This window comes from Vibrio sp. 704, from assembly GCF_033339295.1.
In genome coordinates this window covers 140,193-162,928 of sequence record NZ_JAWOUH010000010.1, presented here as the reverse complement: position 1 = coordinate 162,928, position 22,736 = coordinate 140,193, and the positions used below count along the sequence as shown (strand labels likewise).

Sequence of the window (22,736 nt, the reverse complement as noted above, 5' to 3'; positions counted from 1 at the left end):
TAAAAAACATTTAGTGTAAATTAAAATTTACAGTCAAATAAAAAGCCAAAGCATAATTAACTTTGGCTTCTCATCGCTGTTTTGAATCTTTTACAAGAGGTTTAGCTAGTCAAGCGTTTCATCGCTTCACTCGCCGCTTTCCACTCTTGAGATAGCTTAAGTTCGCTTGGAGAAAATGACTGTTTTTTCAGTAATCCATCCGCGAGTGGCACGGTTGAAACCGGTAAGTTGTCTAATACCTCAACGTGCGCTTCTCGTTTATTACACATTAACAACATATCGCAACCAGCTCTCAATGCTTGAGCACCTCGCTCGGCTGGGCTGCCCATAATCGCAGCGCCTTCCATGGTCAAATCATCCGAAAAAACCAAACCTTTAAAACCCAATTGCTGACGCAGGACCTGTTTTAACCAGTATTCAGAACCGCTGGCTGGTTGAGCATCATAATGTGGGAAAATCACGTGAGCAGGCATCATGGCATCTAAAATACCGGCATCAATTTGTGCTTTGAAGATCGCCATATCTTGTTCAAAAATATCACTGCGCTCGTCGTATGGTGTTTCTAGATGTGAGTCTGCAATCACGCCACCATGTCCAGGGAAGTGCTTGCCTGTCGTTGCCATGCCAACACTCTTCATTCCCTGCATATATGCAGTGCTATAGCGAAGAATGGTGTCGGCATCTTCACCGAATGCGCGGTTACCGATCGCTTTACATTGATGGCCTTGGTCAAGTACCGGGGCAAAGCTTAAATCAATATCATGGGCAATCAGCTCTGCTGCCATTAACCAACCGCCCATACGAGCAAGCTCTTCACCATTTTGATGTTTAGCGTACTCATCAGCAGCAGGAATTAATGAGAAACCTTCACGAAAGCGCTGCACTCGGCCGCCTTCTTGATCCACACCGATCAAAAACGGGCGCTTAGCCGCCTTTCGGATGGATTGAGTAAGTGCTTGAAGCTGTTCGCTATCATGATAGTTGCGAGCAAATAGAATTAAGCCACCAACCGTAGGATGCTCCAAGATTTCTTTGTCTTCAGCGGTCAGTTCATACCCCGCAACGTCAACCCATAACGGTCCCATGTTTTCTCCTCAAAATCGGCTGAATATCTCGTATTCGATGAGGTTATTCGCTTCAGATTTGCTTTACAATAAGTGAATGAAGAATTGACGAGATCGGCTATGAAATTTAACGAACTGTACATTGGTGTGATGTCTGGAACGAGTATGGATGGCGTTGATACCGCTCTAGTTGAAATAAGCGATGAGCATGTTCGTCTGATTGCGCACGACGACTACCCAATGCCCGCAGCGCTAAAAGACATGCTGTTATCTGTTTGTACCGGTCAAGCAACAAATTTAAAAACCATAGGTGAACTTGACCACCAGCTCGGCCACCTATTTGCAGATGCTGTGTTACAGCTACTCAATAAGTCTGGCTACGTCGCAGAGCAAATTCGTGCGATTGGTAATCACGGTCAAACAGTGTTCCATCAGCCTACCGGAAACTTGCCGTTTACCACTCAATTGGGCGATGCAAACATTATCGCAGTCAAGACAGGCATTGATACGGTAGCGGATTTTCGTCGTAAAGACATGGCGCTAGGTGGACAAGGTGCCCCACTCGTCCCTGCTTTCCATAAAAGCATTTTTGCGATGCAGGATTCCACAATTGTGGTGCTTAACATTGGAGGCATTGCCAATATCTCGGTACTGCATCCAGAACAACCAGTCATTGGCTATGACACAGGCCCGGGCAATATGTTGATGGACGCATGGTGTGCGCTGCATACTGGGCAAAGCTTCGACGAAGATGCACAATTTGCACTTAAAGGAACGGTAAACGCTACTTTGTTGACTCAATTACTCAAAGAAGCTTACCTCGCCATGCCTGCCCCTAAAAGTACCGGGCGAGAACTGTTCAATATTGACTGGCTGCATCAACAACTGGCCCATCACAATTTACCAATCGAAGACGTACAACGTACACTTTGCGAGTATTCTGCAATTACCATTGCCAACGAAGTCGACAAGTTTTCTCATGGCATCACACCTCAACTATTAGTCTGTGGCGGTGGAGCAAGAAACCCGCTTTTGATGCAGCGACTAGCTAAGTTATTGCCACAATGGAGCGTTGCGACAACGGCAGAAAAAGGTGTTGATGGCGATTACATGGAAGCAATGGCGTTTGCTTGGCTTGCGCAGCGCCATATTCACGGCCTCCCTAGCAACTTACCGGAAGTTACGGGGGCAAGTCGTCTCGCTTCACTGGGTGTACTCTATTCAAAAAATTAAGGGCAATATATCCTAAACAAAAAGGCTTAATTCATTATGACGAACGATGCACTTATCGCAGCTTTATCCCATCTGGTATCTGAAGGGCGAAACCCAGACACCATGGACATCGACTTGCTGCCTTCTCTCGATATTGTTCAACGCATCAACCAACAGGACAAACTCGTTCCTCTTGCCGTTGAAAAAGTGTTGCCTGAGATCGCTGAAGCCGTTGATAAGATCACGGAAGCATTTAAGGTCGGAGGTCGGTTGTTTTACATCGGTGCGGGTACCAGTGGTCGACTTGGCGTTTTGGACGCTTCAGAATGCCCACCAACTTTTGGCACAGATCCAGAGATGGTCGTTGGTATTATTGCCGGTGGAAAAGAGGCAATGTTCCGTGCAAAAGAAGGGGCGGAGGACGACCCTACATTAGGCGAGCAAGATCTTAAAGAGAATATGCTAACACAACGCGATGTCGTCGTTGGTATTGCGGCAAGTGGACGAACACCTTACGTGATTGGTGGCTTAGAGTATGCGAACAAGCTTGGTGCCACCACTGTAGCACTATCTTGTAACCCTGACTCTCCGATTGCAGATATTGCTGATATTGCGATTAGCCCCGTTGTTGGACCTGAAGCGTTAACGGGATCCACTCGCTTAAAATCAGGGACAGCACAAAAACTCGTACTGAACATGCTCACTACCGCAAGCATGATTCGCCTGGGCAAAAGTTATCAGAACTTAATGGTAGATGTGAAAGCGACGAATGCAAAGCTAGTTGCAAGAGCGGCTCGTATTGTTATGCAAGCAACAGATTGTACTAACCAAGAGGCTAAAACGGCTCTCAAAGAAACGGACTACGACGCCAAGTTAGCTATTTTGATGATTTTAACCGGGCTGGATAAAGAAAGCGCGACTGAGCAACTGAAAGCCAAACAAGGATATTTAAGAAAAGTCGTGATCGCGCAAGCTAATCAATCTTAATCAATAAAGCGCCTCACTTATTTAAAAGTCAGGCGCCTTTTATGGCTTAATTTAGTAGTTCAATCGTTCAATGTGAGTAATACCGACTTTACCTTCAAGGTCGCTGAACATATGAACCATTGCTGGGTATGGTTGTGCTCCAGGGTAGACAACTTCTGCATTACAGAAAAACGCATAGTTTTGTCCGGCTACGACTTGAGTAGCCACAACCAAAGGGGAGTATTTGACACCGACAAACCCCTCGATACCTTTAGCAAATACTTCTTTATTCTCTGCTGTGAGTTCATGAAATGGACTCCAGCCACCAGCCATTTGCGTTGACATAATGTGATTCCTTTTTTTCTGTGCTCACTATCAAGCAATATGAACATAGTTTAATAAGGAGAATTTTGCCACATTTAGGTGATGCAGACAGTGTAACAACGGCTTTATTGACTATTAATTTGAGTATTCATTCCAACCACGTTGCCATTCCATGCGGAATTTTTGCGCTTGCTCAGTACCTTCACAAACCCCTTCGTAATACTGACCAGATAACCCCATTTGATACGCAAAAGCAGGATTACAGTACTCACGTAAACCTTCTAAATAACCTTGGTCGTAGTCACTTTGCTTAACACTACCCAACTCACGAAGCTCGCTCATCGTGCGCGATGTGTGTCCGGTTATGCCATCTTGATATCCGATCTGATGCCAATCTCCCGACTTGGCAAGATCTGCTGTCGTTGCTGTGCATCCTGCAAGTAAAGCCAGTGCCAGACCTACCGTTACCTTTTTCATGGTTCTTCCTTAAGTAATTGTTTTCAAAAATAAGCTTACCACTAATTATTGGCGCTTGCCGCTGAGCTTGCAGATTTAACCACTGATGACTCAAATCAGCCGCTCAAGACTGTCATCAACCTTTCGCCATTTTTAAAAACCGCTCAAGCAGCATATCGACCACTCAGTGCTCTATTCGACCACTCATCTACTAACCGAATGCATTTAACACAAGTGACGCATAACATGCATCCTGAGATTAAAAAATTACCCTACCCAACTAAGACCAAGGACAATTGCTATGATGTGGTTTCTAACCTGTGTCGCAGCCCTAATCGGCGGATACTTCATCTACGGCGCTTTCGTCGAGAAGATTTTCGGCATCAATGAAAAACGCCAAACGCCAGCTCACACCAAATCGGACGGTGTTGACTTCGTTCCAATGTCAACAAAGAAAGTTTACCTAGTTCAACTACTTAACATCGCAGGTGTTGGTCCAATTTTTGGCCCGATCATGGGGGCACTATACGGTCCTGCGGCGATGCTTTGGATTGTAGTCGGTTGTATTTTTGCTGGTGCAGTACACGATTACTTCTCAGGCATGCTTTCAGTGCGTAACGGCGGTGCATCTGTACCTACCATTACAGGTCGCTACCTAGGTAATGGCGCAAAACACTTTATGAATATTTTTGCCATTGTCCTATTGCTTCTAGTTGGCGTAGTGTTCGTTTCAGCCCCTGCTGGCATGATTACTAACCTCATCAATGATCAAACAAGCTTGAGCGTAAGCATGACTACAATGGTTATTGCTATCTTTGCTTACTACATCATTGCGACGATTGTTCCTGTCGATAAAATCATTGGTCGTTTCTACCCACTGTTTGGCGCCCTACTTATCTTTATGTCTGTTGGCCTAATGACAGCCGTTGCTTTCTCTAGCGAACACACAGTAATGGGTGACTTCCAAGTTTCGGACATGTTCTCTAACCTCAACCCAAATGACATGCCGTTATGGCCTGCATTGTTCATCACTATCGCATGTGGTGCTATCTCTGGCTTCCACGCGACTCAGTCTCCACTGATGGCGCGTTGTATGGAAAATGAGAAAAACGGTCGCTTCGTATTCTACGGTGCAATGATTGGTGAAGGTGTTATCGCGCTAATTTGGTGTGCTATCGCTCTGTCTTTCTTCGGCTCTCTAGACGCTCTATCAGAAGCTGTGAAAAACGGTGGCCCTGGTAACGTGGTATACAGCGCATCATTTGGTCTGCTAGGTGTGTTCGGTGGTATCCTTGCGTTCCTGGGTGTGGTTATCCTACCAATTACGTCTGGCGATACAGCGTTCCGTTCAAGCCGCTTGATCCTTGCTGAATACTTCAACATGGAACAAAAAACGCTACGTAACCGTCTACTGATGGCACTTCCACTGTTCGTTATCGGCGGTATCTTAACTCAAGTAGACTTCGGCATTATCTGGCGCTACTTCGGTTTTGCAAACCAAACAACAGCGGTAATGATGCTTTGGACTGCGTCCGCTTACCTACTGCGTCACAACAAGCTGCACTGGATTACCACTATCCCAGCTATCTTCATGACCACGGTATGTGTCACGTTCATCTTAAACAACAGCTCGCTAGGTTTTGGTCTGCCAATGCAACTATCAACTATCGTAGGTATTGTGTTTGCCCTAGCTGTGACAGGTTACGTTATCAAAACCTCTAAGGGTAAAGGTGAAACTGAACTGGCTGACGAAGAGAAACCACAAGCCGTATCAGAAACAGCGTAATACTCGTCACATCTGAGTGACTAAGATAGGAGCCTGCCAATTGCAGGCTCTTTTTGTTTTATACCCAAGTCACTTTAAGACTCAGAAAGCACAGCATCATTTACTTAGCTGTTCTTATCTATCTGAGCCAAGCATCTTGAGGTTACTTAGGTATACAATAACAACATTGATTCTAGGTTAGGTTCACTATGGAACTGGTCATCTCCCTTTTACAACAGATGTGTGTGTACTTAGTTTTGGCTTACATGCTAAGTAAAACGCCAATCATCTTACCTTTGCTGAGTATTTCTTCGCGCTTAAGCCACCGCCTAATTTGTTACGTACTCTTCTCTGGCTTTTGTATTCTCGGCACCTATTTCGGTCTGCACATCAACGATGCCATTGCCAATACTCGTGCGATCGGCGCAGTTATGGGCGGGCTGTTTGGTGGACCTGTTGTAGGTTTCGCCGTCGGATTTACTGGTGGCATCCATCGATACTCTCTTGGTGGCTTTACTGACCTAGCCTGCGCAATTTCAACCACCGCCGAGGGCGTAATTGGTGGCTTGCTCCACGTTTACCTTATCAAGCGAAATAAAGGCGCATTGCTGTTTAATCCAAGCGTCGTATTCAGCGTCACGTTTGTTGCAGAAGTGGTGCAAATGATTTTGCTGCTCGCCGTCGCGAAACCTTTTGATCAAGCCTATGAACTGGTGTCCGCTATTGCAGCGCCTATGATCATCGCGAACTCATTTGGTGCAGCGTTGTTCATGAGTATCCTGCAAGACAGAAAAGCAATCTTTGAAAAGTTTTCTGCGACGTTTTCGCGTCGAGCGCTCACCATTGCTGATCGCTCAGTGGGAATTCTAAGCAACGGCTTCAACACCGAAAACGCAGAGAAAATCGCACGTATTATTTACGAAGAAACCAAAGTGGGCGCTGTCGCGATTACTGACCAAGAAAAGATCTTGGCGTTTGTGGGCATTGGCGATGATCACCATAAACCGAACACGCCGATTTCATCGCAAAGCACATTAGACTCCATGGAGAAAAACGACATCATTTATCTTGATGGTGCGGAGCGTCCATACCAATGCTCCATTGCAAAAGATTGCAAGCTCGGATCTGCGCTGATCATCCCACTGCGTGCAGGGAAAGAGGTCATTGGTACCATAAAGCTGTATGAACCGAAGCGTAAATTGTTCTCGACGGCCAACATGTCGATGGCGGAAGGAATAGCCCAGCTTCTATCTAGCCAAATCCTTTATGGCGATTACCAACAACAACAAGCCTTACTCGCCCAAGCAGAAATAAAATTGCTTCACGCTCAGGTGAATCCACACTTTTTGTTTAATGCACTCAATACTATTAGTGCGATTACTCGTCGTGACCCTGACAAAGCGCGCGAGCTAATCCAAAATCTATCGCACTTCTTCCGCAGCAATTTAAAGCAGAACATTAATACCGTGACGTTAAAGGAAGAGCTTGCACATGTGAACTCGTACTTGAGCATCGAAAAAGCGCGTTTTACGGACCGCTTAGAGGTTGAAATCGATATTCAACCTGAATTGCTGGACATCAAATTACCAAGCTTTACACTCCAGCCTTTGGTTGAGAATGCCATTAAGCATGGCATTTCAAACATGCTTGAAGGTGGTAAAGTTCATATATACAGCGAAGCACACCCACAAGGTCACTTGATTACCGTCGAAGACAACGCAGGCAGTTTTGAACCGCCAAAAGAAAACCACTCAGGGCTCGGTTTAGAAATTGTCGACAAACGTCTCACTAATCAATTTGGACGTGATGCAGCGCTAAAAATTACGTGCGAGCCACATCAATTTACTAAAATGAGCTTTATCATTCCCCCAAAATCATAAAAGCACGCTGAAGCAATAAAGGTAATGTTGGATGTTAACCGCACTCGTCATTGATGATGAACAGTTTGCTCGTGAAGAGCTAGCAGAGTTACTGGATGAAACAGGCCAAGTTGAGGTCGTGGGCGATGCCTCAAACGCAATCCTTGGCCTAAAAAAAATCAATGAACTCAAGCCTGATGTGGTGTTTCTCGATATCCAAATGCCTCAAGTCACGGGGATTGAATTACTTGGGATGCTTGATCCAGAAACCATGCCTTATGTGGTTTTTGTCACGGCTTATGATCAGTATGCGATTCAAGCATTTGAAGACAATGCCTTTGATTACTTGCTCAAACCTGTCGACCCATGCCGGTTAACTAAAACGGTCAAACGACTCAACAAAGTCATTAGCCAATCCGCCCTAACGCAACAACTGTCTGCTATTACACCTGACACGTTGGATCAGATACCGTGCATCGGACACAACCGCATCGTTATCATGGCCACCGACACGGTGGAATGTGCTTACAGTGATATCAGCGGCGTGCATGTACGCTCCACCAGCCAAACCGCGAGCACCCAACTGACATTAAAAACGTTGGAAGAGAAAACCCCTCTAGTCCGCTGCCATCGTCAATACTTAGTCAGTATTAAAGCGATTAGCGAAATCAAGTTACTGGAAAATGGGTTAGCGGAAATCATTACCAAAACAGGCTTTGAGATACCAGTAAGCCGCCGCTACTTAAAGGTGCTCAAAGAGATGCTCGGCATTAGCCACTAACACAAAAACTTCACACATCATCGCTGAGTTTCCGCTAGCGTATAAATAGGACGCTCTGAAAAGACGAGGCGATGATGTATAAAGTTTTATTCATATGTAAGCACAACGCTGGACGAAGCGTCCTCGCGGAGTCAATCGCAACCAATATCCTGCCAGTAGATTTTAGTGTCACCAGTGGAGGCTCACATCCCACAGGCAAGGTGCACCCATTGGTGCAAAAATACTTAGATGACCACCAACTCCCCATTCCGCATATCCACACGCATTCATGGGAGGAGCGAACTCAGTTTCTTCCCGACATCGTTATTATTCTCTGTGATTCTTTACATCAAGAAACCGCTCCTCAGTGGCTTGCAGGTGGTGTTCGAGTAAACTGGCAAGTTGATGCTTTTCCGACCGATGGTTCTGATGAAGACATGTACGCACATTGCGAAAAGGTTGCTCAATCGCTTGAGCGAAGAATCACGAAGGTGTCTGATATGATTATCGATGGTTTAGGAAAAGACCAAATTCGTGATTACCTAAATGAGTTAAGAGAGATGTAAAAAAGGCGACCCCACAGGTCGCCTTTTGAATATTCGATAAATGGAGACTAATCCACTTGCTTGATTTGCAGTTCTTTAGGTACTTCAAAGAACATATTCTCTTCACGGCCAAGTACTTCATCAACCGCTTCGGCACCAACGAGTTCTTTGATTCGCTCTAGAATCTGATTAACGAGCTCTTCCGGAGCAGATGCTCCCGCAGTCACGCCGACCTTTGTTTTGCCTTCGAACCACTCAGGTTTGATATCTTCCGGACAGTCGGTTAAGTAGCCAGGTGTCCCTAGCTTTTCAGCTAGCTCTTTAAGACGTGTAGAGTTTGATGAGTTTTTAGAACCCACCACAACCATCACATCTACGTCACCAGCTAATTCACGTACGGCATCTTGGCGGTTTTGTGTCGCATAACAGATATCGTCTTTACGTGGACCTTGGATATCTGGGAACACGCGGCGTAGCTCTTCGATAACATCGGCAGTTTCATCGACAGAAAGCGTCGTTTGGCTTACGTAATGAAGATCGGATGGATCTTTCACAATCGCCTTCAGTTTCTCAACATCGGCTGGAGTTTCAACCAAGTACATACCACCGGTTTCACTGGCGTATTGCCCCATCGTACCTTCGACTTCAGGGTGACCTGCGTGACCAATCAGAACCACTTCCATATTACGACGGCTCGCACGCGCCACTTCCATATGCACTTTGGTTACTAGGGGACACGTTGCGTCAAATACGGTCAAATCACGCAGCTTGGCTTCCTGACGAACTGCCTGCGATACACCATGAGCAGAAAAAATCACAATGTTGTTGTCTGGCACTTCGTGCAGTTCTTCAACGAAGATAGCACCACGCTGTTTTAGACCTTCAACCACAAAACGGTTATGCACCACTTCATGACGCACATAAATCGGTGGCTGATACATCTCTAGCGCACGCTCTACGATGCTAATCGCGCGGTCAACACCAGCACAGAAACCACGTGGGTTAGCTAACAGGATTTTCATTTCATTGCTCATGGAAGTTATCTTTTATTTGGTTCGCTATTCTACTGACAAAATTTCAACTTCGAAAGTCACGTCTTGTCCCGCTAGAGGATGGTTGAAGTCCACAGTGACTGAATCGCCTGCAATTTCTGTAATAATGCCCGGGATTTCCATGCCATCAGGGCCACTGAAGGCCATGATTGTACCAACTTCCACTTCTGCATCACCTACAAATTTAGTGCGATCCATATAGTGAATATGATCAGGGTTTGGCATACCAAACGCGTCTTCTGCCTTTAGCTCAATCGCTTTTTGTGCGCCTGTTTCGAGGCCTATCAAGCACTGCTCAAAGTTTTCACTCAAGCTGCCATCACCCATAACAAATTTCGCTGGTTTACCCATGTTATGAGTACTATCTGCAACCGATCCGTCTTTCATTTTAATCGTAAAGTGAAGGGTTACTACCGATTCATTGGTTATTGTTGTCACGTTAATGCTTCCTTGTTCTTGGGTTATTACGCTGTCAGCTTGGTCTTTTTATATATTGATATGCTGATTGGCGCTCCAACATAATAAAAAGCGTCGCTCGAATCAATGGACGACGCTTAGGGTTATTCGATATACCGCAAAAGATTACTTGTCAGCGTCTTTTTTACGGAAGCCATCCAGAATAATCATTGCCGCACCAATACAGATCGCCATGTCAGCAAGGTTGAATGCTGGCCAGTGGTAGTTACCCCAGAAGAAGTCTAGGTAATCAACAACAAAGCCATGAACGACGCGGTCAAACACGTTGCCCACTGCACCACCAATAATCAGTGCATAAGCAATGTTGTTCCATTTTTCTTTTGCTGGAAGCTTACTCATCCAGTAGGTCAAAAGACCCGTAACAACAAACGCGATACCTGTAAATAACCAGCGCTGCCAACCAGCTTGATCGCTCAAGAAGCTGAAAGCGGCACCGTAGTTATGAACGTAAAGTAGGTTGAAGAATGGCAACACCTCAATTCGGTTTGCCCATCCGTAGCCCATGTTGTCCATCACCACCAATTTGATGCCAATATCTGCAATAAATACCAGAATTGCTAACCACAGCCAGCGAACTCCAGATTGCTTTAACGTCAGTGCTTTTTCACTCATTACTTTACCTACAAACAGCCCCAGTAAATACTGGGGCTGTTAATTTTAAAAAAAGTTCAGTCGTTCTAGGCAATTACGCGAATTTACGTACTTCACCTTCGCCGTCTACGTTAGACACACAACGACCACAGATCTTCTCGTGACCTTCAATTGTGCCTACGTCTGGCGTGTGGTGCCAACAACGGTCACACTTCTCGCCTTCAGCTGCTGCTACTTCTACAAACAAGCCTTCGATATCCGTCGCTTGTGCTGCATCCGTCTTCTCACCTAGAGGCTTAACTTTCGCAGCAGATGTTAGTAGAACAAAGCGCAGTTCATCTTCAAGTTTGTTGATCTTCGCCGCTAGTGTGTCATCAGCAAATAGAGTCACTTCAGCTTGTAGTGCACCACCAATGGTTTTCTCTTTACGCGCATCTTCTAGAAGTTTGTTTACTGCACCACGAACCGCTTGGATCTCAGTCCAGAATTCGTTGTTCAGCTCTTCACCTTCAGCAAGACCGAATAGACCGTCGAACCACTCACCAGTGAATACGAACTTGTCGCGCTCGCCTGGCATTTCGTTCCAGATTTCATCTGCAGTGAACGACATGATTGGCGCCATCCAACGAACTAGCGCTTCTACGATGTAGTAAAGTGCTGTCTGACAGCTACGTTGAGCGTTGCCGCCACGTTTTGCTGTGTACTGACGGTCTTTAATTACGTCTAAGTAGAAAGAGCCCATTTCGATTGAACAGAATTGCATTAGACGCTGAGTTACACCGTGTGTGTTGTACTCTTCGTATGCTTTAACAATCTCTTCTTGTGCTGCTAGTGCACGACCAACTGCCCAGCGATCTAGCGCAACCATCTCTTCAACAGGAACGATGTCTGTTTCAGGGTTGAAGCCGCTCAGGTTAGCTAGGAAGAAACGCGCTGTGTTACGGATACGACGGTAAGCATCTGCGCTACGTTTTAGGATTTCATCAGAAACCGCAACTTCACCAGTGTAGTCTGTTGAAGCAACCCATAGACGAAGAATGTCAGCACCTAGCTTGTTAGTTACGTCTTTTGGCGCAACCACGTTACCGATAGATTTAGACATCTTACGACCCTGACCATCAACCACGAAACCGTGTGTCAGTACTTGTTTGTAAGGCGCTTCGTCTTTCATCGCGATAGATGAAATTAGAGAAGACTGGAACCAACCACGGTGTTGGTCAGAACCTTCTAGGTATAGGTCTGCACTATTGCCGTTGTACTCTTCACGAGCATCAACAACAGAGAAGTGAGTGACACCTGAATCGAACCATACGTCTAGCGTATCTAGCACTTTTTCGTATTGGTCAGCGTCAGCACCTAGTAGTTCAGCTGCATCGACATCCCACCATGCTTGAATGCCTTTCTCTTCAACCAGCTTCGCGACTTTCTCGATCAGCTCTAGCGTGTTTGGATGAAGTTCTGCTGTTTCTTTATGAACAAACAGAGCAATTGGCACACCCCAAGTACGTTGACGAGAGATACACCACTCAGGGCGACCTTCGATCATACCTTCGATGCGGCTTTGACCCCACTCAGGCATCCACTCTACATTCTTGATTGACTCTAATGCTTTAGCACGTAGGCCAGCTTGATCCATAGAAACGAACCATTGAGGTGTAGCACGGAAGATGATTGGAGTCTTATGACGCCAACAGTGTGGGTAGCTGTGCTCGTAAGCGTGGTGGTGTAGTAGTGCACCTTTTTCTTTTAGTACTTCTACTACTGCATCGTTCGCTTTAAATACGTGCTGACCAGCAAATAGCTCTGTATCTGGTAGGTAAACACCGTTTGAGCCAACTGGGTTTGCTACTTCTAGGTTGTACTTGTTACCAACCGCGAAGTCTTCTTGACCGTGACCAGGAGCAGTGTGAACAACACCAGTACCTGAATCAGTCGTAACGTGATCGCCAAGGATCGCCGGTACAGTGAAATCGTAGAATGGGTGTTGGAATTGAGAAAGCTCTAGGTCCGCACCTTTAGCAAAGCCAAGGTTGTGGAAGTGCTCGACACCCGCACGGTCCATTACGTCTTTCGCTAGCTCAGCAGCAACGATGATACGCTCAGCGTTGTCGCCTTCTGTTTGGATAAGCACGTACTCTAGATCATCACGTAGACATACTGCGCGGTTTGCAGGCAGTGTCCAAGGTGTTGTTGTCCAGATAACGATAGATACGTCACCGTGACCTTCATGACCTTCTGTCAGTTCAAATTTAGATAGCAGTGCTGTTTCGTCAGCCGCTTTAAAACGAACGTCGATAGATGGTGATACTTTATCTTTGTATTCTACTTCCGCTTCAGCAAGAGCAGAACCACAGTCTGTACACCAGTGAACAGGTTTGAAACCTTTTAGCAGGTGACCATTGCTTGCGATCTTACCAAGAGCACGAATAATGTTCGCTTCAGTTGCGAAATCCATAGTGCGGTATGGCTTGTCCCACTCACCCATGATGCCAAGACGCTTGAAGCTCTCTTTCTGACCTTCAACCTGACCTGCTGCGTATTCACGACATTTCTCGCGGAATTCCGCTGCTGTCACTTTTTGGCCTGGCTTACCTACTTTCTTCTCTACCATTAATTCGATTGGTAGACCGTGGCAGTCCCAGCCTGGGATGTAAGGTGCGTCAAAACCTGAAAGTGTTTTGGATTTAATAATAATGTCTTTAAGAATCTTGTTTAGTGCGTGACCAATATGAATGTCACCATTTGCGTAAGGAGGGCCATCGTGCAATACGAATGACTTTTTGCCTTTCTTAGCTTTACGGATTTCACCGTAAAGATCTTCTTTGTACCAACGCTTAAGCATTTCTGGCTCACGATTGGCCAGGTTGCCGCGCATTGGAAACCCTGTTTCAGGTAAGTTCAGGGTATCTTTATACTCACTCATCGATTCTTAATTCCGTTATATTGGGCGAAAATTAGACATTATGTTGAACGGTGGAATAAACCGCTCAACGCTTAAGCTGACGCAGCCACACCCTTGCTGCTTCAGCATCCAATTCGATTTGTTGTTTAAGTGCTTCAAACGACTCAAACTTTTGCTCATCTCGAAGTTTATGCAAAAGTTCCACTTCTAGTTGCTTGCCATATAAATTGGCATGAAAGTCGAATAAGTGCACTTCTAACTGTTGGCGAACACCATTGACGGTTGGTCTTTGACCAATATTAGCAACACCACCAACTGGCTTATTTCCTAAGCCAAGCGCTTGAACAACATAGACTCCGGAAACCGGAGAAACACAGCGTTTCAAAGGAATATTTGCAGTAGGGAACCCAATGGTTCGACCTAGCTTTCTTCCGTGAGAAACACGACCGCTGATGCTGTAGTTTCTTCCCAGCATCTGTTGCGCGGAATGCAAATCGTCACGCGCCAGCGCTTGACGGATAGCCGTACTGCTGACACGTAATTGTTGTAAACAAAAGCTCTGGGTACTTACGACATCAAAGCCGTATTTTTCCCCTGCTTCCTGCAGCATTGCAAAGTTACCTGTACGGCCTTTGCCAAAGCAGAAATCATCACCAACGACAAGAAACTTAACACCCAAACGCTCGACCAACAAGTCACGGATAAACTCTTCCGCGGTTAAACTTGCAAAATGGCGATTGAAATTGACACACAGTAAGCGGTCAATATCGAGCTTACTCAATTGCACGAACTTATCGCGTAATCGCGTCAACCTTGCAGGTGCCTTGTCTTTGGCAAACAGCTCCATCGGCTGAGGTTCAAAGGTCATCACAACAGAAGGCAAGGATAGCCTGTCCGCTTGCTCAGACACTTGCTGCAATACTTGTTGATGGCCTTTATGGACACCATCGAAATTGCCAATAGTCAGCACACAACCATGATGTCGCGGGTTGATATTGTGAATGCCTCTAATCAGTTCCATTGGATACTGCTTTCTGCCTCTGTTTTACTTTACACTGTGTGAAACTGACGGATTATATACTAATCACCCTCAGTCTGTCCCAGCTTTTAGGTCTTTTAAACGCGCACCAGTTAAAAATAGAACCACTAGGTAAACTACGGCTCCTAAACCGATCAACATCCCTAGCACCGCGCTTCGGTGAGCAAAGCTCCAGCCCAGCCATACTGACATATCTTCCAGTTGCCATAAGATTGCCGCCACCATCGCCGCGCCAGCAATAGCTAAACGTATAATAAAGAAGACGGTTCGCTTAGTGATTTGGTATACCTCTGCGATGTGCAGGCCACGATACAGCAGTGCCATATTCACAAATGCCGATAGTGCCGTCGCGATAGCCAAGCCAACGTAGCCATAGAAGTACGCAAAAATTGCATTAAATACCATGTTGGTCACCATCGCAATGATGCCGTATTTCACTGGCGTTTTAGTGTCTTGACGCGAGTAATAACCCGGAGCGAGCACTTTAATCAGCATAAAGTTCAACAAGCCTGAAGCGTAAGCAAAGAGTGACAATGATGCTTGATGTACGTCTTGTGGCGAAAACTCACCTCGCATGAATAACACCATCAACATAGGTTTTGCCAGTACCATCAAACCAAGCATTGCAGGAAGGCCAAGTAAGATCACCATGCGCACCCCCCAGTCCATGGTTTGTGCGAATCCTTCATTTTGTGCGTCAACATGTTTGCGTGATAATGCTGGTAAAATCACCGTTGCAATAGCAATACCAAACAGACCTAACGGGAATTCCAACAAGCGATCTGAATAGTACAACCAACTGATCGAACCGGTTTGCAGAAAGCTGGCAATAAAAGTATCAAACAACAAGTTGATTTGGCTTACCGACACACCGAACAAAGCAGGAATCATTAAGGTTCGGATCTTCACCACGCCCGGATCGCGCCAGCCCCATTTCGGCTTAACCATAACCCCCGCTTTAATAAGGAAAGGGATTTGAAATAAGAACTGAACCAAACCACCAAGGAAAACACCGATGGCAAGGCCAATCTCTGGCTGTGACATCTGCGGCGAGATAAACCATGCTGCCAAAATGATCATTACGTTGAGGAAGACGGGAGTAAACGAAGAAACCGCAAACTTACCTAGTGTATTGAGAATGGCTCCCGATAGGGCAACAAAAGTGATGAACCATAAATAAGGAAAGGTAATCTTGAGCATCACGCTAGCAAGTTCGAACTTCTCAGCCGCGGGACCACCATGCATCCAGTCTAGGAACCAACCAAAACCAAACAGTGCAGTCACCACTCCGGAACCTAGAACACCTAAGATGGTAACAATTGAGACTATCACCCCTAATGTACCCGCCGCACGAGCAATGAGCTCCCGAGTTTTATCCATGTCGCCTTGAGCATGGCTTTCCGTTAAAACAGGTACAAACGCTTGGGAAAAAGCACCTTCAGCAAACAAACGTCGTAAAAAATTAGGAATTTTATTGGCGAAGAAAAAGACGTCTGCGCTTGCTCCTGCCCCCATTAAATTTGCCACTACAACATCACGAACTAGGCCAAGAACGCGGGAAATAAATGTCATAGCACTGACGATCATGCCAGACTTGAGTAGTCGTTTACTCACTGTAACCTCGGAATATCACCATAAGACAGCTAACCCTATACTGTTTCTCTGACAGGTGCTGCAAATAGACGTCAAAAATCTATCCGCGGGTTGTAAGGAATAAGTGTGCCTTTCGCGGATAATTATTAGCATTGGTATAAAAATGCTGTTAGAATCCCCGCCATCTTAACCGCGATAACCTCTCTTACCAAAATTTGTTTTGGCTTAGATCGGTTTTTGCACAAATCATTTGACATTTAAGCGCAAATGAGGGATATTCCTCGCCCTTAAATTGTCACAGAACTAAGTTTTTGGGAGTTAGACCCTTGGCAAATAGTAAATCTGCTAAGAAGCGCGCTATCCAAGCTGAGAAACGTCGTCAGCACAATGCTAGCCGTCGCTCAATGATGCGTACTTACATGAAGAAAACTGTTGCTGCTATCGAAGCAGGCGACAAAGAAGCTGCAACTGCTGCATTCGCTGTAGTTACACCTATCCTAGACCGCATGGCAACTAAAGGCCTTATTCACAAGAATAAAGCAGCTCGCCATAAGTCTCGTTTCGCTGCACAAATCAAAGCTCTTTAATAGAGTCCTGATTTTACAGTGAAGAAAAAACCGACCTTGTGTCGGTTTTTTTATATCTACAAAGTTTTCTTAATAAAAAAAGCTGGCAATGCCAGCTTTTCTTTTTCTGAATGTCCCATTTAAAGACATCAGCTTATTCATTACCCATATAACGCTCAAACTAGAAAGCACTAATAAAACACTTGAGAACAAAGCAAATTGGTCGATGAGTAGTACCCTATCATCAAAAGTTTAACGCCACTCTCAAATATTCCAACAAGTTAGATTCACACTCTAAGATGAGCAGTATATTAGGACTATTTAATTAATGTTGAGCACTCTCAGCACAATAAAGACTATGCAGTGTTTTTATTAACGCTTTCACTTCATCACTCTTTAATGTGTAGTACACCGTCTGTGCTTCTTTCCTTGTCGTGACTAACTCATCACGGCGAAGCCAAGCAAGATGCTGAGATAATGCCGACTGGCTTAGCTCTAACTTTGCACACAGCTCTCCCACGGACAGCTCTTGGTTATGCAGCATACAAAGGATTTGTAGGCGTCTCTCGTTTGCCATCGCTTTGAGCAACACGACGGCTTTTGCGGAGTTCTGCTCCATTTCTTGTAGATTCATGTGTTGGACCTCTAGCTACAACTTACTTATTCCAACCCTGGCCAGCTTGTTGTGTTGCACTGATTTATATATCTAAGAAAATCAAGATACACTTCCAGAGTCTTCATTATTAGAACCTCTAATTTAGTTGTTAGTGATACACCAATATTATCCACCAAGGATTTTAATTGGTGCGCCATCAATAATTAATAGTTTTGCTCACTAAAACAAGTATCTTGCTTACTTAGATATTATTTAGAATTATATTTTTATTGATAGTAATCTATTTATTTACGCAACGATACGGGTTTACTCAAACATTTGACTGAAATCAGCATCACAAACATTTTTTACCGCGGGGTGTTGGATCATTCGTTCCGCAAAAATCACGTAGTACTCTTCTTTTAGCCCATCGACATGGCCAATTAGCTGTAAATTTCGGTCGTCTTCAATCTCCGACATGTATACGGTCGGTGCCAAGAAAATCACATCATCGTGGTACCGAGCAAAAGCTTTCATCAACGCAACATCATCAAACTCCCCCAGCACATTGGGTTGAAGACCTTGACGATCAAACCATTGAATAACTTTACGCCCCATAGCCGTTCGGCTCGCGGGAATCAGAAGTTTTTTTTGTTCCAAGATCTCAGGGAATCGCACATTTTCAATTTCAGAAGAAGCAAAAAAGCTCATGCTACTTTCACCTAACTTTTTGCTATAAAGGCCAGGACTTTGAGTAGAATCAACGGGACAATCCGAAAGGATCATATCTAGCTTGTGCTGAGAAAGGCGTTCAAGTAGCAGTTCGTGGGTCGATTCATAACAGCGTAAATGAATACTGTTATCTTCCGGGACGGTCGTCATCAGTACTTTACTGACCAAGCGTTTAGATAATGCATCGGCTACACCAACTTCAAATAGAATGTTCGAGTGCTGGCTGTAATTGACGATATCTAACATCTCATAGCTCAAACCGAACATCCGGTCGGCGTACTTAAACACAAGCTGACCTAACTCAGTGGGCTCAACTGTACGACCATTGCGCTTGGTTAACTTTCCTTTCATGCGCTCTTCAAGCGCTTTAATCTGTCCTGTCACGGTTTGCGGTGTCAGGAAGAGCGCGTCAGCCGCCTTAGTTACAGAGCCCTGTTTGCACACCATCCAGAAATAATAGAGATGGTTGTAGTTTAGATGTGACATGATCGAGTCCCGAAAAGAAAGTGATACTTTTTATACCAAATGTGACAGAGACAAACAATAAACTCGACAAAACCATACAATACCTTACAAAAGCATAAGTTTTACCGAAAGTATAAAGTCAACACTGTCATAAAAGTTGAACTGAGGCGCATTTTCTCTACAAAAAAAACGCAAAAACCAAACAAAACTAAATCAAAATTTAACCATTAAAATCAACAAGTTAAAAATTAATTTTCTTCCTCTTTTACGCCATTATCAAAAAGAACAATAAAAATCTCTCACAGCAAGAAATCTGTAATATTACTGAAATATTTGTTCTCTAACATCGCCCGCAGATTCAACTACAGACCGAAAAATGAACTGAAAGGTCAACGGAGAAAATTATGATGAACCAAGCTACTTCAACAGTGGCACCAATTTCGAGCACAGCTCGTTGGTTACGCTGGGCTAACTTGGCATTCATGTTATATCTGCTTCTTCTAGCAGTATCTATGGTTGGTAGTGGCTTTAAATGGGCAACTGGCGATCAAGCTAAGGTGCTATTTGAATTTGCCGCACACCCAGTTGCAGGTCTAATGATCGGCTTGGTGGCAACAGCCTTAATTCAGTCTTCAAGTACTGTAACGTCTATTATTGTAGGCTTGGTTGCAGGTGGCTTACCTGTAGAAACCGCTATCCCTATGGTGATGGGTGCTAACATTGGTACCACAGTGACCAATACGCTTGTGTCTCTTGGCCACGTGCGCTGTAAAGAAGAGTTCAAACGTGCATTTGCAAGTGCAACCATTCATGACTTCTTCAACTTGCTTGCTGTCGCTATTTTCCTTCCGTTGGAAATGATGTTCGGCATTTTAGAGAAAGTTTCTCACTGGCTTGTTTCTCCACTGCTTGCTACTGGTGATATGAGCATTAAAGGCTTCAACTTTATTAAACCAATTACAAAGCCAGTCGTAGGCGCAATTAAAGAGCCACTTTCTACCTTCGGTGATACTGTTGGCGGCGTCATGCTTATTGCTTTGGGTATTGCGACTATCTTCGTTGCAATCACAGTGATGGGTAAATTGATGAAGAGCCTAATGGTTGGTCGCGCACGTGAAATTTTGAAAAACGCCATCGGTCGTGGTCCTATTCACGGCATCGTATCAGGCTCAATCGTGACCGTTCTAGTACAATCTTCCTCAACCACGACAAGTTTAATGGTTCCGTTGGTTGGTACTGGCGTGTTGAAAGTACGAGATATCTACCCTTTCACTCTGGGTGCTAACATTGGTACTTGTATTACGGCACTACTAGCAGCGACAGCGGTATCTGGAGAGTTCGCAGTATTCGCACTACAAATCGCTCTAGTCCACTTAGTATTTAACATCATGGCGACGCTGTTTATCTTTGGAATTCCATTCCTACGTGAGATTCCGGTTAAAGGCGCTGAGATGATTTCTGAAATGGCTATTAAGAATAAAGCAGTTGTTGGTGGTTACCTAATGTCAGTATTCGTTATTCTACCAGGTGCAATTCTAGCCCTAACAACGTAACAACAACGACATACCATCGCTTATTGTTTAGGCTCCACATCGTGGAGCCTTTTTTATGATAATTAAACTGTTCAAATCGATTGTCCGGTGATAATTTGAGCCACATCAGCATGCTTATGCTGAGCTATCTCATTTGGAGTCGACAACATGACGCAGCTTAATGACGCTATTTCTGATCAGCTACTCGCAATAGACGAAAACCTAACCCAACTGGTTGCTGATATTGATATCCTCAGTAGCGTGAATCCTCTTAATTATGCTCAAGAAAGAGAACGTTTCATTAAAAACAAATATTCTCAAGAGCCTAATTTTCAATATTCAATTACTAACGTAGATACCCACAGCGCAAAGCGACGTCTATATGAGCTACCTCTAGAAAACATTCAAGACACCCAACTGCAGAGGCTGTACGCGGATGTAATTCAGTCTTATGCAGATAAACTGGATCAAGTGAATACCATCGGCACGCAAGAGTTTCTTTATAACTCCTTACGCTATTATGGGGAACCGAGCGCCAAAGATATTGCCAACGCCCATTTCATATTGCACCTTCCTACAGAAGAAGAAAAAGAACCTCAGCACGATAGCCGTGCAATAGCACGTTTCATGCAAAATTTTGCTCAACGCAATGGGTATGAATGTGAAATACAGGTGTTGGACGGGATGTTAGCAAACGCACTAGTTTCAGGGTCTCGAGTCAAAATTAACCACGCGGCGTACATCACCACTGATGAGCTGGAGGCTCTTGCACATCATGAAATGGGAGTACATCTCCTAACTACGCTTAACGGTCGTCAACAACCGCTAAAAGTCCTGAGCTTAGGTTGTCCTGCCAATACCAACACTCAAGAAGGGCTGGCTATATTATGTGAGTATCTGTCAGGACATTTCAGTATCAAGCGCCTAAGAACCTTAGCCTTACGAGTTCTGGCAGTAGAGTCGATGATCAAGGATCGCGATTTCCGCCATACGTTCATGCTATTAAAAGAACAGTATAAAACTTCTGATCTTCAAGCATTTACAACGACTGCCCGAGTCTATCGAGGTGGAGGTTTAACGAAGGATTACTTGTATCTTAGAGGATTCCGAGAGGTGCTCAATGCCTATGATAGATTGGGCGATGACTTTTCACTATTGTTGTGCGGGAAAACAGAGCTGAAGTACTTTGAGCTTATCCGTTCATTAGTGAGTAAAGAAATATTCACTCAACCTAAGTTTATTAGCCCGGCACTGTCCACACCGATGCAGACCAACCCAATTCACCGTTATATTGTCAGTGCACTAAAATAATACCTTCTAAGTACAAAAAAGAAAAAAGCTCCATTCGGAGCTTTTTCTATATCTTGAAGAACGATACTCGTTACACTGAGAATGGGTAACGAATAGGATCGTGATGCTCGTACCCTTCAACCCAAAAGTCATCCAGTGTGACCCATGTTTCCAAATCTTCTAGAGATTTAATCTCTGGGTTGATATGGAACGTCGGCGCTTTTAATGGCTCACGTTTCAACTGAACATCGCGCATCAGTTCAAGCTGATCTTCATAAATGTGAGCATTCACAATCTTATGAAATGCCTGACCAGGTTTCTTGCCCGTAATTTGCGCCATAATCACCAAGAACACGTAAACTTGAACCATATTGAAGTTTAAGCCAAGCGGTACATCACACGAACGCTGAGTACTATTCAGGTAAAGCGTATCATCCAGCAATGAAAAATGGTGACTGTACATACAAGGACGCAAGCACCCCATGTGGAACTCACCCGGATTGTAGAAGTTCAAGATTTCACCGCGGTCATCAACACCACGCGTTAAGTCATCCACTATCTTACGTAGCTGGTCAACATGACCACCATCAGGTTTCGCCCAGGCGCGCCCTTGAACCCCATAGACACGGCCCATGTCGTCTTCACCTTTACGGTATGGGTTATTCAACCAGGCATCATTTAGGTTGGCATTGGCATCCCAGGTTTTCGTGCCCAGCTTACGAAAATCTTCCGCATTATCGTAACCACGAATATACCCTAATAGTTCTGCAACGGCCGCTTTCCAAAAACTTTTACGTGTGGTGACCAACGGAAATTGATTGTTCGCAACATCGTAGGTTAAATCCGCGTTGATTACGGTCAGGCAGCGCTTGCCTGTACGCTCATTTTCAACCCAAACACCTTGGTCAACGATGCGTTGACACAAATCTAAATACTGTTTCACACCAATAC

21 protein-coding genes are annotated in these 22,736 nt (G+C 44.8%); 9 read left to right on the top strand and 12 right to left on the bottom strand.

Annotated features, from left to right (window positions below):
• Positions 1 to 101 precede the first annotated feature (101 nt).
• Positions 102 to 1,085, bottom strand: coding sequence for a beta-N-acetylhexosaminidase (gene nagZ, locus R7R24_RS15105; protein WP_005381905.1), 984 nt, complete (start codon positions 1,083 to 1,085; stop codon positions 102 to 104).
• Between the two features lie 99 nt (positions 1,086 to 1,184).
• On the opposite strand from nagZ, the gene R7R24_RS15100 reads away from it, so the two are divergent.
• Both R7R24_RS15100 and murQ read left to right on the top strand, forming a co-directional pair.
• The gene (locus R7R24_RS15100) at positions 1,185 to 2,297 is read left to right on the top strand and encodes an anhydro-N-acetylmuramic acid kinase (protein WP_033906112.1); all 1,113 of its coding nucleotides are present in this window, start codon (positions 1,185 to 1,187) and stop codon (positions 2,295 to 2,297) included.
• A 36-nt stretch (positions 2,298 to 2,333) separates the two neighbouring features.
• Entirely contained in the window at positions 2,334 to 3,263 is a 930-nt protein-coding gene (gene murQ, locus R7R24_RS15095; protein WP_136976983.1) for an N-acetylmuramic acid 6-phosphate etherase, read from the top strand.
• Between the two features lie 51 nt (positions 3,264 to 3,314).
• Here murQ and R7R24_RS15090 read toward each other — a convergent pair whose 3' ends face one another.
• A complete protein-coding gene (locus R7R24_RS15090) occupies positions 3,315 to 3,587 on the bottom strand; it encodes a hypothetical protein (RefSeq protein ID WP_005381911.1) in 273 nt (90 codons plus the stop codon).
• A gap of 114 nt (positions 3,588 to 3,701) precedes the next feature.
• Positions 3,702 to 4,043, bottom strand: coding sequence for a DUF2799 domain-containing protein (locus R7R24_RS15085; protein ID WP_005381912.1), 342 nt, complete (start codon positions 4,041 to 4,043; stop codon positions 3,702 to 3,704).
• Positions 4,044 to 4,323: 280 nt separating this feature from the next.
• Between R7R24_RS15085 and R7R24_RS15080 the strand changes: the two genes are divergently transcribed.
• From R7R24_RS15080 to R7R24_RS15065, 4 genes are all read left to right on the top strand, one after another.
• Positions 4,324 to 5,808 (top strand): carbon starvation protein A, encoded by a 1,485-nt coding sequence (locus R7R24_RS15080; protein ID WP_005381914.1) that lies wholly within the window; start codon positions 4,324 to 4,326, stop codon positions 5,806 to 5,808.
• 188 nt (positions 5,809 to 5,996) lie between these two features.
• Complete coding sequence (locus R7R24_RS15075) at positions 5,997 to 7,667, top strand: sensor histidine kinase (RefSeq protein WP_005381915.1); 1,671 nt, start codon at positions 5,997 to 5,999, stop codon at positions 7,665 to 7,667.
• 31 nt (positions 7,668 to 7,698) lie between these two features.
• Positions 7,699 to 8,427, top strand: a complete 729-nt coding sequence (gene btsR, locus R7R24_RS15070; protein WP_005381917.1) for a two-component system response regulator BtsR — start codon at positions 7,699 to 7,701, stop codon at positions 8,425 to 8,427.
• A 71-nt stretch (positions 8,428 to 8,498) separates the two neighbouring features.
• The gene (locus R7R24_RS15065; RefSeq protein ID WP_054578529.1) at positions 8,499 to 8,972 is read left to right on the top strand and encodes a low molecular weight phosphatase family protein; all 474 of its coding nucleotides are present in this window, start codon (positions 8,499 to 8,501) and stop codon (positions 8,970 to 8,972) included.
• A 47-nt stretch (positions 8,973 to 9,019) separates the two neighbouring features.
• Here R7R24_RS15065 and ispH read toward each other — a convergent pair whose 3' ends face one another.
• The 6 genes from ispH to murJ form a co-directional block, all read right to left on the bottom strand.
• On the bottom strand, positions 9,020 to 9,985 hold the full coding sequence (ispH, locus tag R7R24_RS15060) for a 4-hydroxy-3-methylbut-2-enyl diphosphate reductase (protein ID WP_017636164.1): 966 nt from the start codon (positions 9,983 to 9,985) through the stop codon (positions 9,020 to 9,022).
• Positions 9,986 to 10,009: 24 nt separating this feature from the next.
• Positions 10,010 to 10,441 (bottom strand): FKBP-type peptidyl-prolyl cis-trans isomerase, encoded by a 432-nt coding sequence (fkpB, locus tag R7R24_RS15055; RefSeq protein ID WP_005381922.1) that lies wholly within the window; start codon positions 10,439 to 10,441, stop codon positions 10,010 to 10,012.
• Between the two features lie 144 nt (positions 10,442 to 10,585).
• Positions 10,586 to 11,092 carry a signal peptidase II gene (lspA, locus tag R7R24_RS15050; protein ID WP_005385948.1) on the bottom strand — a complete coding sequence of 169 codons (507 nt, stop codon included), beginning with the start codon at positions 11,090 to 11,092 and terminating at the stop codon, positions 10,586 to 10,588.
• 73 nt (positions 11,093 to 11,165) lie between these two features.
• Positions 11,166 to 13,994 (bottom strand): isoleucine--tRNA ligase, encoded by a 2,829-nt coding sequence (gene ileS / locus R7R24_RS15045; RefSeq protein WP_054578528.1) that lies wholly within the window; start codon positions 13,992 to 13,994, stop codon positions 11,166 to 11,168.
• 64 nt (positions 13,995 to 14,058) lie between these two features.
• Positions 14,059 to 14,994 (bottom strand): bifunctional riboflavin kinase/FAD synthetase, encoded by a 936-nt coding sequence (gene ribF, locus R7R24_RS15040; RefSeq protein ID WP_005381933.1) that lies wholly within the window; start codon positions 14,992 to 14,994, stop codon positions 14,059 to 14,061.
• A gap of 69 nt (positions 14,995 to 15,063) precedes the next feature.
• A complete protein-coding gene (gene murJ, locus R7R24_RS15035; RefSeq protein ID WP_005381936.1) occupies positions 15,064 to 16,626 on the bottom strand; it encodes a murein biosynthesis integral membrane protein MurJ in 1,563 nt (520 codons plus the stop codon).
• A gap of 305 nt (positions 16,627 to 16,931) precedes the next feature.
• Between murJ and rpsT the strand changes: the two genes are divergently transcribed.
• Complete coding sequence (gene rpsT / locus R7R24_RS15030) at positions 16,932 to 17,192, top strand: 30S ribosomal protein S20 (protein WP_005381938.1); 261 nt, start codon at positions 16,932 to 16,934, stop codon at positions 17,190 to 17,192.
• A gap of 304 nt (positions 17,193 to 17,496) precedes the next feature.
• Here rpsT and R7R24_RS15025 read toward each other — a convergent pair whose 3' ends face one another.
• Complete coding sequence (locus R7R24_RS15025; protein ID WP_005381940.1) at positions 17,497 to 17,805, bottom strand: ArsR/SmtB family transcription factor; 309 nt, start codon at positions 17,803 to 17,805, stop codon at positions 17,497 to 17,499.
• A 288-nt stretch (positions 17,806 to 18,093) separates the two neighbouring features.
• Positions 18,094 to 18,984, bottom strand: a complete 891-nt coding sequence (gene nhaR / locus R7R24_RS15020; RefSeq protein WP_005381942.1) for a transcriptional activator NhaR — start codon at positions 18,982 to 18,984, stop codon at positions 18,094 to 18,096.
• Positions 18,985 to 19,370: 386 nt separating this feature from the next.
• On the opposite strand from nhaR, the gene R7R24_RS15015 reads away from it, so the two are divergent.
• Positions 19,371 to 20,516 (top strand): Na/Pi symporter, encoded by a 1,146-nt coding sequence (locus R7R24_RS15015; protein ID WP_025768431.1) that lies wholly within the window; start codon positions 19,371 to 19,373, stop codon positions 20,514 to 20,516.
• 147 nt (positions 20,517 to 20,663) lie between these two features.
• A complete protein-coding gene (locus tag R7R24_RS15010; RefSeq protein WP_054578527.1) occupies positions 20,664 to 21,806 on the top strand; it encodes a flavohemoglobin expression-modulating QEGLA motif protein in 1,143 nt (380 codons plus the stop codon).
• Between the two features lie 70 nt (positions 21,807 to 21,876).
• Here R7R24_RS15010 and R7R24_RS15005 read toward each other — a convergent pair whose 3' ends face one another.
• Complete coding sequence (locus R7R24_RS15005) at positions 21,877 to 22,728, bottom strand: thymidylate synthase (protein ID WP_025768429.1); 852 nt, start codon at positions 22,726 to 22,728, stop codon at positions 21,877 to 21,879.
• Positions 22,729 to 22,736: the final 8 nt, after the last annotated feature.

What these genes read in the sequence shown, in the direction of transcription:
- nagZ (WP_005381905.1), bottom strand. Translation starts at nt 1,085, where the DNA reads ATGGGACCGTTATGGGTTGACGTTGCGGGGTATGAACTGACCGCTGAA.
- R7R24_RS15100 (WP_033906112.1), top strand. Translation starts at nt 1,185, where the DNA reads ATGAAATTTAACGAACTGTACATTGGTGTGATGTCTGGAACGAGTATG.
- murQ (WP_136976983.1), top strand. Translation starts at nt 2,334, where the DNA reads ATGACGAACGATGCACTTATCGCAGCTTTATCCCATCTGGTATCTGAA.
- R7R24_RS15090 (WP_005381911.1), bottom strand. Translation starts at nt 3,587, where the DNA reads ATGTCAACGCAAATGGCTGGTGGCTGGAGTCCATTTCATGAACTCACA.
- R7R24_RS15085 (WP_005381912.1), bottom strand. Translation starts at nt 4,043, where the DNA reads ATGAAAAAGGTAACGGTAGGTCTGGCACTGGCTTTACTTGCAGGATGC.
- R7R24_RS15080 (WP_005381914.1), top strand. Translation starts at nt 4,324, where the DNA reads ATGATGTGGTTTCTAACCTGTGTCGCAGCCCTAATCGGCGGATACTTC.
- R7R24_RS15075 (WP_005381915.1), top strand. Translation starts at nt 5,997, where the DNA reads ATGGAACTGGTCATCTCCCTTTTACAACAGATGTGTGTGTACTTAGTT.
- btsR (WP_005381917.1), top strand. Translation starts at nt 7,699, where the DNA reads ATGTTAACCGCACTCGTCATTGATGATGAACAGTTTGCTCGTGAAGAG.
- R7R24_RS15065 (WP_054578529.1), top strand. Translation starts at nt 8,499, where the DNA reads ATGATGTATAAAGTTTTATTCATATGTAAGCACAACGCTGGACGAAGC.
- ispH (WP_017636164.1), bottom strand. Translation starts at nt 9,985, where the DNA reads ATGAGCAATGAAATGAAAATCCTGTTAGCTAACCCACGTGGTTTCTGT.
- lspA (WP_005385948.1), bottom strand. Translation starts at nt 11,092, where the DNA reads ATGAGTGAAAAAGCACTGACGTTAAAGCAATCTGGAGTTCGCTGGCTG.
- ileS (WP_054578528.1), bottom strand. Translation starts at nt 13,994, where the DNA reads ATGAGTGAGTATAAAGATACCCTGAACTTACCTGAAACAGGGTTTCCA.
- ribF (WP_005381933.1), bottom strand. Translation starts at nt 14,994, where the DNA reads ATGGAACTGATTAGAGGCATTCACAATATCAACCCGCGACATCATGGT.
- R7R24_RS15025 (WP_005381940.1), bottom strand. Translation starts at nt 17,805, where the DNA reads ATGAATCTACAAGAAATGGAGCAGAACTCCGCAAAAGCCGTCGTGTTG.
- nhaR (WP_005381942.1), bottom strand. Translation starts at nt 18,984, where the DNA reads ATGTCACATCTAAACTACAACCATCTCTATTATTTCTGGATGGTGTGC.
- R7R24_RS15015 (WP_025768431.1), top strand. Translation starts at nt 19,371, where the DNA reads ATGAACCAAGCTACTTCAACAGTGGCACCAATTTCGAGCACAGCTCGT.
- R7R24_RS15010 (WP_054578527.1), top strand. Translation starts at nt 20,664, where the DNA reads ATGACGCAGCTTAATGACGCTATTTCTGATCAGCTACTCGCAATAGAC.